Consider the following 9063-nt stretch of genomic DNA (forward strand, 5'->3'; position numbering starts at 1 on the left):
CGGTGAGTCGTCATCTGCACGACCAACGACTCGGGTGTCGATCGAGTTCCTGTGACCGGTCCCAGCCTACGGGTTGACGGTCGACGAGGCGATGCTCACAGCGCCGCGGGGCGCGCGGCCCACGTCCCGCGGCGGTACTGCGCCGGCCAGTAGTCGAGATCGGCGCCGAGGTCGTGCGCCGCGCGCAGCGCGAAGTGGGGGTCGCGGAGGAACTCGCGGCCGGCCATCACCGAGTCGGCCTCGCCCTTGGCAACGATGTCCTCGGCCTGCGCCGGCTCCACGATGAGGCCCACGGCGCTGACGGGCACCCCGGCACGCTCACGCACGGCGCGCGCGAAGGGCACCTGATAGCCCGGTCCCACCGTGATGGTCGCGTCCGCCACGTTGCCACCGGTCGAGACGTCGATGAGGTCCGCGCCCGCATCGTGAGCCCACTGGGAGACGGTCACGGTGTCGTCGAGCGTCCAGCCCTCGGGCTCCTTCCAGTCCGTGGCGGACAGGCGCACGAACACGGGAACCTCGTCTCCCGCCACGCGCCGCACCTCGCGCACCACCTCAAGGAGGAAGCGCGCACGGTTCTCGAGCGAGCCGCCGTAGTCGTCGGTGCGGTCGTTGCTCAGCGGAGACAGGAACTCGTGAAGCAGGTAGCCGTGGGCGGCGTGCACCTCCAACACGTCAAAGCCCGCCTCGAGGGCGCGGCGCGCGGCCGCGCCAAACGCCACCACCGCATCGGCGATCTGCTCCTGGCTCATGGGCGTGGGGTCCGCGAGCCCGTCGAATGCGAGGGTGGACGGAGCCAGCGGCGTCCAGCCGCCATCGGCGTGCCCCACCACTCCGCGGCCCGACCAGTCGCGGTAGACCGACGCCTTGCGTCCGGCATGCGCGAGTTGAATGCCGGACGCGGCGCCCTGGGAGCGGATGAACGCGGTGACGCGCTTCCACGCGTCCCGTTGCGCGTCATCCCAGATCCCCGTGTCCCACGGCGAGATGCGCCCCTCGGGCACCACGGCCGTCGCCTCCGCCACGACCAAGCCCGCCCCACCCCGCGCGATCCCGCCCAGGTGGACCAGGTGCCAGTCGGTGGGCACGCCGTCGCGCTTCTCCACGGAGTACTGACACATCGGCGCGGTCCACAGGCGGTTGCGGAAGGTGGTGCCGCGCAGCGTCAGCGGCTCAAACAGTGCGGGAGTGGTCATGGAGACAGCCTTTCGTGGACGATGACGAAACACCAACACTCGCCACCGGCGTGGCGATTCCCCTGACGGGTGATCCACCCCGTGCGAGGTGGCGGTAGCGTGGCTCGCAGTGGCCGATGCCGGCCGCGTCACCCGGGGGAGTGTCATGACCGACGACGCCGCGATCAGCGTGCGAGGGCTCTACAAGGACTTTGGGCACGTGCGGGCCGTCAACGGCCTCACCTTCGAGGTGCCCCGCGGCGCCTTCTACGGCATCGCCGGCCCCAACGGCGCGGGCAAGACCACCGCGCTGAGGATGGTCATCGGCGCGCTGGAGCCCCTCCAGGGCGAGATCGCGGTCGACGGCGTCTCGGTCTGGCCGGACCCGCTCGAGGCGAAGCGCCGCATGGGGTTCGTCGCTGACAACCCCGCCCTCTTCGACCGCCTGACGGGGCGCGAGATGTGCGAGTACGCGGGCCTGCTGCGCGGCATGGCGCCAGACGAGATCGCGCGCCGCACCGGGGAGTTGCTGCGCATCCTCGACATGGACGAGGCCGCCGGACGCATGGTGGCCGACTACTCCCTCGGCATGACCAAGCGCATCGGCCTCGCCGTCGCCTTGCTGCACTCGCCCCGCGTGCTGATCCTCGACGAGCCGTTCGGCTCCCTGGACCCCGTCAACACCCAGGTGATGGTCTCGATGCTTGAGCGGTATCGCTCAGGAGGCGGCACGGTGGTGTTCTCCAGCCATGTGATGGACGTCGTGGAACGGTTGTGCGACCGCGTGCTGGTGGTTGCCGAGGGAGCAGTGCGCGCCGAGGGCACGGTCGCTGAGGTGCGCGGCCTGCACGCGAACCTCCAGGACGCCTTCATCGCGCTCGTGGGGGGCCGCGACCTTGGTGATGAGGAGGCTCTCGTGGCTCTCGTCCTCCTGAGGCTTCGCCTCGCGATCTCGCGACGTGCGTACACCCGCTGGGGCGGGCAGTTCCTGTGGGTCGCCGTGTGGTGGGCTCTGGGGCTCGTGGGCCTCGTCGTGGGTGCCGGGCTGGTCCTCATCTCGACGCTCGACGGCGGCCTGGCGGCGGTGGTGACTTCCGTGGCGGCCTGGTGGTTCGGCTGGTTGCTGCTGCCGATGACCTCGCCCTCGCTGCAGGCCCAGTCGGTGGATCCCGAGCGACTCGAGCCGTATCCGCTGACGGTGCGTCAGAAGGTCACCGGGATGCTGTGGGGTGGGCTGGTCGCCCCCACCACGCTGATGACGCTGGCGTTCGCCGCCACCCTCGCCGCGCTCCCGGCGCTTCGCTGGTACGCGCGCCCGGCCATGGTGCTGGGGGCTGTGCTGTTCACGCTGTCCTGCGTCATCACGTCCAAGGTGGTGCAGGCGGCGCTAGCGCGCATGGCGCATACCCGCCGCGGACGCGACCTCTCGTTGATCCTCGCGGCCGTGCTGAGCGCGGGCTCCTACGGCGGCTACATGTACGTGCTGAACACGAGCGGGTCCGCGAGCCTCGGAGCGCTTGATCCCGCGGCGGAGGTGGCGTCATGGAGCCCGCCGGGAGCGACGGTGGCGTGGGTGCTTGACGTGTCCGCAGGCCGCGGCGGCCTCGCACTCGCGCATCTGGCGATCGCCGTGGGCTGGGTGGCACTCATGTACGTCGCCTGGGTGGCGGTCCTCGCGCGGCGTGCCAAGGGAACCGGTCAGTGGCGACGCACGCGCACCGTGCGAGCCGCAGCAGGGCTTGCGCTCGTGCGCGGGCGCCGCGCCGCGGGGCGCGGTGCCGTGGCGGCATCGGCCGCTCAGATGAGGCGCTACCTGGTCTTTCGTCATCCGCGGGCGGCGCAGCAGGTGGTCATGACCGTCGTGATCGCGGCGTTTGTCACGCTGTCGCCAGGCGTGCAGTTCGACCTCGAATCGTCGACCGCTGTGTTCGCGGGATTCTCCACGGCCATTCTCGCGGTCGGCCTGCTCAACTATGACGGCCGTGCCTTCGAGTTCCTGGTCATCGCGGGCGCGCCCCTGCGCTCGGTGCTGGTCGGCAAGGCGCTCGCGGTCGCGGGCATCACTGGCGCGGCCACGGTGGCCTTCGCCGTCGCGACCGCCGCCTGGCACGGGCAGGGCGAGCGACTTCCCGCGGCCTTGCTCAACGGTGCAGGTGCGCTGGCGTATGCGTTGGGGGTCGGGGCCGTCGCGAGCGTCATGGCGCCGATGGATGCCTCACGCAGGTCCGGCGGGCGCATCGAGCCGGTCGTCGCCGTCTTCGTTGCGATGTTTGCGGCACCGGGCGGCATCGTCGTCGCCGCGAGCCTCATGAGCCTCGCCGGGATTCCCGCGCTCGCAGGCGGCGTGATCGCGCTGGTGGTGGGCGGCGGGCTCGGCGCGGCGCTGCTCCACCGAGCCGGTGGGCGGCTCGCGGCGCGCCAGTTGACAGTGGCGCGGGTACTCCTCGACTAGGACCCGGGCGTCGCCGTTGTGGGAGGCAGTGGGGGCGACCAGCCGGCATCGGCCAGCCGTACGGCTCCCTCGAGGATGAGGTCGAGCGCGAACGCGAACTCCGCGTCGTCGTCGCACCCGGGACCCACCGTGCTGCCCACCTGGTGACGGGCCGATGCCGCGGAGGCGAGCACGCCCGGCCACCTTGCCGCCAGCATCGCCAGCGTCGCCTCGTCGGGAACGCGGCCGGCGTCCGCCGCGGGCGACGCGAAGACCTCCTGGCTGAAGCCCCACAGGCGAGAGCCGAGGGCGTGCATCGTGTGATGGGCGAGGTCGACGCTGAGACCGCCATCGCCGAGGATCTGGAGCATGGCCTCCATGTGGTCGAGGACCGGGGGCTGGGGGCCTCGCGAGTCTCGATCGCCCTCCACGCCCACGGGTGGCGGAGCATCTCGTGACGTGCGGCGCCGATGAGCGCGCGGGCGCGCGTGAGCCAGTCGCCGCCGGTGGGTGCGGGGCCGATCGCCGTCACCACCGCATCGACCATCGCGTCGAGCAGTTCTTCCTTGTTGCGCACGTGCTTGTACAGCGCCATCGGCACCACGCCGAGGCGATCGGCCAGGGTGCGCATGCTCAGCGCCTCGAGCCCCGAGGTGTCTGCCAGGGCCATCGCCTCGGAGACCACGCGCTCGCGGCTCAGCGGCGGCCGGTCGTGGGTCATCGTTTACCTCGCGAGCTCTTGACGGTGTACGCCATACACCTTACAGTCGACGCGTCAGGTGTACGCCGTACACCTCGAACACGTCGAGGGTGAGGAATGGATATGGCGAACGATCGGACGCTCGGGGTGTTGGCGGGGGTGAGTTACCTGGTGACCCACGTGACGTCGGTAGGAGCGGTGACGCTGTACGGCGCGATGCTCACCGACGACGGCTGGGCCGGTGCCAGCGACGGCGACGCGCGATACCTGGCGGGCGCAATGCTCGACGTGGTGCTTGCCGTCGCGGTGGTGGCGACCGCGGCCTTCCTGTGGCCACTGCTCAGGCGGCGCAGTGCGGTGGGCCCCGTCGCGTACCTGGCGCTACGCGTGACGGAGGCGGCGACGATCCTCGCCGGGGCATCGGCCGTCGTGGCGGGAGTGGCGCTGCGTGGAGCAGGCGAGGCCGCGAGTGCGGGCGCGATGGTGGAGCTCTACCGGGCGGCGTTCCTGGTGGGGCCCGGGCTCGTGGTGCCGTTCCACACCGTGGTGCTCGCCGCGGTCCTGTGGCGTCACCGGCTCGCGCCGCGCTGGATCCCGCTGCTCGGGTTCGTGGGCGGGCCGCTGGTGCTCGTCTCGAACCTCACGGTGTTGTTGGGGCTGCAGGAGCAGGTTTCCGCGCTCGTCATGGCGGCCGCCGTCCCCGTGTTTGCGTGGGAGATCTCGCTGGCCGTATGGCTCATCACGCGGGGCATCGGCGCGGGTGCGGCCACGCCTCGCGCGGCGCAGGCGACCGCGTATGTGAGCGCGTGAGCCTTCACATTTGACTGGCCGATGCCGCCTGGTGGCGAGCGGCATCGGCCAGTCGACGCGGAGCCTCGTTACGTAATTGTGATGTGAAACCCCTTGTGAACGCTCACAATGTGAGCGCTATCATCCAACTGCGGCACACTGTGGTGTCGCAAGGAGAGAACAAGGCTTCCCGGCACCGACGCCGGGGGTGAACGAGGAGGTTCACGGCATGAAGAAGCGTTTCCTGACCACCATCGCCTTCGCGGGGGTCGCTGCCTTCGCCCTGGCGGGCTGCACCACCGAGAGCGGCACCACCACCGAGGAGTCCTCGACCGCCGACGGCGGCTCGGCAGACGCCGCCTCGGAGGTCATCACCGTGGGCTTCGCCCAGACCGGCGCCGAGTCCGGCTGGCGCAGCGCCAACACCGAATCCATGAAGGCCGCTTTCTCCGAGGACAACGGCTTCGAGCCTGATCTTCAACGCCGCGGACAACGACCCGGCCGCGCAGATCTCCGCCGTCCGCAACTTCATCAACCAGGGCGTCGACGCCATCGTCATCGCGCCCGTGGTCGAAGACGGTTGGGACGACGTGCTGCAGGAGGCGAAGGACGCGGGCATCCCCGTCATCCTTGAGGACCGCACCGTGTCCGCCTCCGAGGACCTCTACGACACCTGGGTGGGGCTCGACTTCCACGCCGAGGGCGTCCAGGCGGGCGAATGGGCCGCCACAGAGTTCGGCGACGCCGAGACCAACATGGTCGTCCTCGAGGGCACCACCGGCTCCGCGCCCGCCAACGAGCGCGCCGCCGGTTTCGACGAGGCCATTGCGGGCACCGGCATCACCGCCATCGACTCGCAGACCGGGGACTTCACCCGCGACGGCGGCAAGTCCGTCATGGAGGGCTACATCGCCAACTACGGCCTCGACGGCATCGACCTGGTGTATGCGCACAACGACGACATGGGCCTGGGAGCCATCGAGGCCATCGAGTCGGCGGGCGGCGTGCCCGGCGAGGACATCAAGATCGTGACCATCGACGCGGTCAAGGACGGCATGCAGGCGCTCGTCGACGGCAAGATCAACTTCATCGTCGAGTGCAACCCGCTCCTCGGCGAGAAGGCCGCCGAGCTGGTGAAGTCCGTGCTCGCCGGTGAGACCGTCGACAAGGCCTACTACGTTGAGGACCAGTCCTTCACGCAGGAGCAGGCGGCCGAGGTCATCGACTCCCGCGCCTACTGATCCCTCGCGGGACAGCACCACCGGTTCCATCGCGTCCGCCGGGAGCCACGCTCCCGGCGGACGCGCCACCGCATGCATGACAAAGAGGTCACTCACCCATGACTGTGGACACTGACGTCCCGCCGCTCGTTTCGATGCGCGGCATCACCATCTCCTTCCCCGGCGTGCTCGCGCTCGACGGCGTCGACTTCTTCCTCCGGCCCGGCGAAGTGCACTCGCTCATGGGGGAGAACGGTGCCGGAAAGTCGACGCTCATTAAGGCCCTCACGGGCGTGTACGCCATCGATGCGGGAACCATCGAGATCGCGGGCGAGCAGCGCCGTCTCGATTCGACGGCCGATGCCCAGGCGGCCGGCATCTCCACTGTGTACCAGGAGGTGAACCTGTGTGCGAACCTCTCGGTGGGCGAGAACGTGATGCTCGGCCACGAGCCGCGGGGCGTGTTCGGCATCGACTGGAGCGCCGCGCATCGCGAGGCCGCCGAGTACCTCGCGAGCCTCGGACTCGACCTTGACACCAGGTCGCCACTGGCCAGCCACTCCATCGCGATCCAGCAGGCTCGTCGCCATCAGCAGGGCCATGGTGCTCGATGCGAAGGTCCTCATCCTCGACGAGCCCACGTCAAGCCTTGACCGCGGCGAGGTGGAGCAGGCTCTTCGCCGTCATCCGCGACCTCAAGGCTCGCGGCGTCGCCATCCTCTTCGTCAGCCACTTCCTCGACCAGGTCTACGAGATCTCGGATCGCATCACGGTGCTGCGCAACGGACGTCTCATCGGCGAGCATCTCGTGGGCGACCTGCCGCGCGAGGCCCTGGTCACCGAGATGATTGGCCGCGCCCTCGACGAGGCTCTCGGCGCTGTCCGACGCCGCCGAGCGAGAGATCGACCGCACCGGCACGCCCGTGCTGAGTGCGTCGGGCATCGGCCGCAAGGGCATTCTCGAGCCGGCTGACCTCGACATCTTCGAAGGGGAGGTCGTCGGCCTCGCCGGGCTCCTCGGGTCGGGACGCACCGAACTGGTGCGCCTCCTGTACGGCGCAGACAAGGCCGATGCGGGCGAGATCACCGTCCGCGGCCAGCGCGCCAAGATTCACGCGCCGCGCCACGCCATCGACCGGCGCGTGGCCTTCTCCTCGGAGAACCGCCGTGCCGAGGGCGTGATCGCCGACCTCACGGTCGCCGAGAACATGGTGCTCGGCGTGCAGGCGCAGCGCGGCTGGTTGCGCCGCCTCAGCAAGGCCGAGCAGGACGCGATCGTCGCCGAATACATGGAGGCCCTCGGCGTGCGGCCAGCGGACCCGCATGTGCCGATCGGCACGCTGTCCGGCGGCAACCAGCAGAAGGTGCTGCTGGCCCGCTGGCTCGCCATGCAGCCCGAACTGCTGATCCTCGACGAGCCCACCCGCGGCATCGACGTGGGCGCCAAGGCCGACATCCAGCGCAAGGTGGCCGAACTCGCCGCCAAGGGGCTGTCCGTGGTCTTCATCTCCTCCGAGGCTCGAGGAGGTCCTGCGCATCACCCAGCGCGTCGCAGTCCTGAGAGACCGTCGCAAGATCGGCGAACTCGACCCCACCGCGGTGGACCTCGACGGGCTCGTCGACTTCATCGCCCATGCCGAGCACGACGAGAGGAGCGTGTCCCGATGACACTGCTCAAGCATCACCTGTTCTGGCCCTCCGCGGCGCTCGTCACGCTCATCGTGGTCAACGTCATCGCGAACCCCAACTTCGCGAAGATCACGCTGCGGGACGGCGACCTGTACGGCAACCCCGTCACCATCCTGCGCGAGAGCGCGCCGCTCATGCTGGTCGCGCTGGGCATGACGCTCGTCATCGCCACCCGCGGCATCGACCTGTCCGTGGGAGCGGTGATGGCGGTCTCGGGTGCCGTGTCGCTGACGATCATCGCGGACGCGCCGGACCCCGGCAGCCTTGGCATCGTCGTCACGGCCATCGTGACCGCCGTGCTCGTCGCGCTCGTCCTCGGCGCGTGGAACGGCTTCCTGGTCTCGGTGCTCGGCATCCAGCCGATCATCGCCACCCTGGTGCTCATGCTCGCCGGACGAGGGGTCGCGCTGCTGATCACGGGAGGCGCCATCACCACGGTGACGAGCGCGCCATACAAGTTCATCTCCAACGGCTATCTGATCCTGCTGCCGGTGGCCTTCTTCGTCTGGGTCGCGGTGGTCGCGGCCGTGGCGCTGCTGGAACGCCGCACCGCCCTGGGCATGCTCACGGAGGCCGTGGGCATCAACCCCGAGTCCTCCCGCCTGGCGGGGGTGCGCTCTCGCGGCATCATCTGGGGCGCCTACATCGCCTCCGGCGTCCTCGCAGGCGTGGCGGGCATCATCAACGCCTCCAACACCATGGCGGCAGATGCCAACAACGCCGGCTATCTCATCGAGCTTTACGCGATCCTCGCGGTGGTCCTCGGCGGCACGTCGCTCATGGGCGGCAAGTTCTCGATCGCGGGCACCGTCATCGGTGTGCTGACCGTCACCACCCTCGACAAGACCATCCAGTTCCTCGGCGTCCCGCCGGCACAGAGCCCCGTGTTCTTCGCCGTGGTGGTCGTGATCGTGGTGCTCGTCCAGTCGCCGCGGGTCCACCAGTGGGGCCGCTCACTGTCCAGGCGCCGCGCCGCCACCGACCGGGGTGACGGCGGCGGAAACGCTGCCGCCGCATCGGCCGCCCCCACCCGTAAGGAGGTCGGCGTATGAGCGCCAC

Annotated in this window: 6 protein-coding genes and 3 pseudogenes; 6 read left to right on the plus strand and 3 right to left on the minus strand. The window is 70.0% G+C overall.

All coding sequences use genetic code 11. From position 1 onward, the window contains the following. Positions 1 to 95: 95 nt before the first annotated feature. A complete protein-coding gene (locus QQK48_RS13170; protein ID WP_284328746.1) occupies positions 96 to 1196 on the minus strand; it encodes an NADH:flavin oxidoreductase/NADH oxidase in 1101 nt (366 codons plus the stop codon). Between the two features lie 145 nt (positions 1197 to 1341). On the opposite strand from QQK48_RS13170, the gene QQK48_RS13175 reads away from it, so the two are divergent. Beyond that, entirely contained in the window at positions 1342 to 3627 is a 2286-nt protein-coding gene (locus tag QQK48_RS13175; RefSeq protein ID WP_284328747.1) for an ABC transporter ATP-binding protein, read from the plus strand. Here QQK48_RS13175 and QQK48_RS20215 read toward each other — a convergent pair. Both QQK48_RS20215 and QQK48_RS20220 read right to left on the minus strand, forming a co-directional pair. Continuing rightward, positions 3624 to 3977 carry a hypothetical protein gene (locus QQK48_RS20215; RefSeq protein WP_348523626.1) on the minus strand — a complete coding sequence of 118 codons (354 nt, stop codon included), beginning with the start codon at positions 3975 to 3977 and terminating at the stop codon, positions 3624 to 3626. The genes QQK48_RS13175 and QQK48_RS20215 overlap by 4 nt on opposite strands. Before the next feature lie 233 nt (positions 3978 to 4210). Further along, positions 4211 to 4327: pseudogene (locus QQK48_RS20220) on the minus strand (TetR/AcrR family transcriptional regulator); the annotation flags it as partial. A 102-nt stretch (positions 4328 to 4429) separates the two neighbouring features. Here QQK48_RS20220 and QQK48_RS13185 point away from each other — a divergent pair. The 5 genes and pseudogenes from QQK48_RS13185 to QQK48_RS13205 all read left to right on the plus strand — a co-directional run. Beyond that, positions 4430 to 5116 carry a DUF4386 domain-containing protein gene (locus QQK48_RS13185; protein WP_284328748.1) on the plus strand — a complete coding sequence of 229 codons (687 nt, stop codon included), beginning with the start codon at positions 4430 to 4432 and terminating at the stop codon, positions 5114 to 5116. A 208-nt stretch (positions 5117 to 5324) separates the two neighbouring features. Further along, positions 5325 to 5729 (plus strand): hypothetical protein, encoded by a 405-nt coding sequence (locus QQK48_RS13190; RefSeq protein ID WP_284328749.1) that lies wholly within the window; start codon positions 5325 to 5327, stop codon positions 5727 to 5729. Continuing rightward, entirely contained in the window at positions 5626 to 6336 is a 711-nt protein-coding gene (locus QQK48_RS13195; protein ID WP_284329400.1) for a substrate-binding domain-containing protein, read from the plus strand. The genes QQK48_RS13190 and QQK48_RS13195 overlap by 104 nt, the downstream gene beginning before the upstream one ends. Positions 6337 to 6434: 98 nt before the next feature. After that, a pseudogene (locus QQK48_RS13200) lies at positions 6435 to 7983 on the plus strand (sugar ABC transporter ATP-binding protein). A gap of 182 nt (positions 7984 to 8165) precedes the next feature. After that, positions 8166 to 9056, plus strand: a pseudogene (locus QQK48_RS13205) (ABC transporter permease); the annotation flags it as partial. Positions 9057 to 9063: the final 7 nt, after the last annotated feature.

The organism is Demequina litorisediminis (genome assembly GCF_030161615.1).
GTDB classification, from domain to species: Bacteria; Actinomycetota; Actinomycetes; order Actinomycetales; family Demequinaceae; genus Demequina; species Demequina litorisediminis.

What these genes read in the sequence shown, in the direction of transcription:
- QQK48_RS13170 (WP_284328746.1), bottom strand. Translation starts at nt 1,196, where the DNA reads ATGACCACTCCCGCACTGTTTGAGCCGCTGACGCTGCGCGGCACCACC.
- QQK48_RS13175 (WP_284328747.1), top strand. Translation starts at nt 1,342, where the DNA reads ATGACCGACGACGCCGCGATCAGCGTGCGAGGGCTCTACAAGGACTTT.
- QQK48_RS20215 (WP_348523626.1), bottom strand. Translation starts at nt 3,977, where the DNA reads ATGCTCCAGATCCTCGGCGATGGCGGTCTCAGCGTCGACCTCGCCCAT.
- QQK48_RS13185 (WP_284328748.1), top strand. Translation starts at nt 4,430, where the DNA reads ATGGCGAACGATCGGACGCTCGGGGTGTTGGCGGGGGTGAGTTACCTG.
- QQK48_RS13190 (WP_284328749.1), top strand. Translation starts at nt 5,325, where the DNA reads ATGAAGAAGCGTTTCCTGACCACCATCGCCTTCGCGGGGGTCGCTGCC.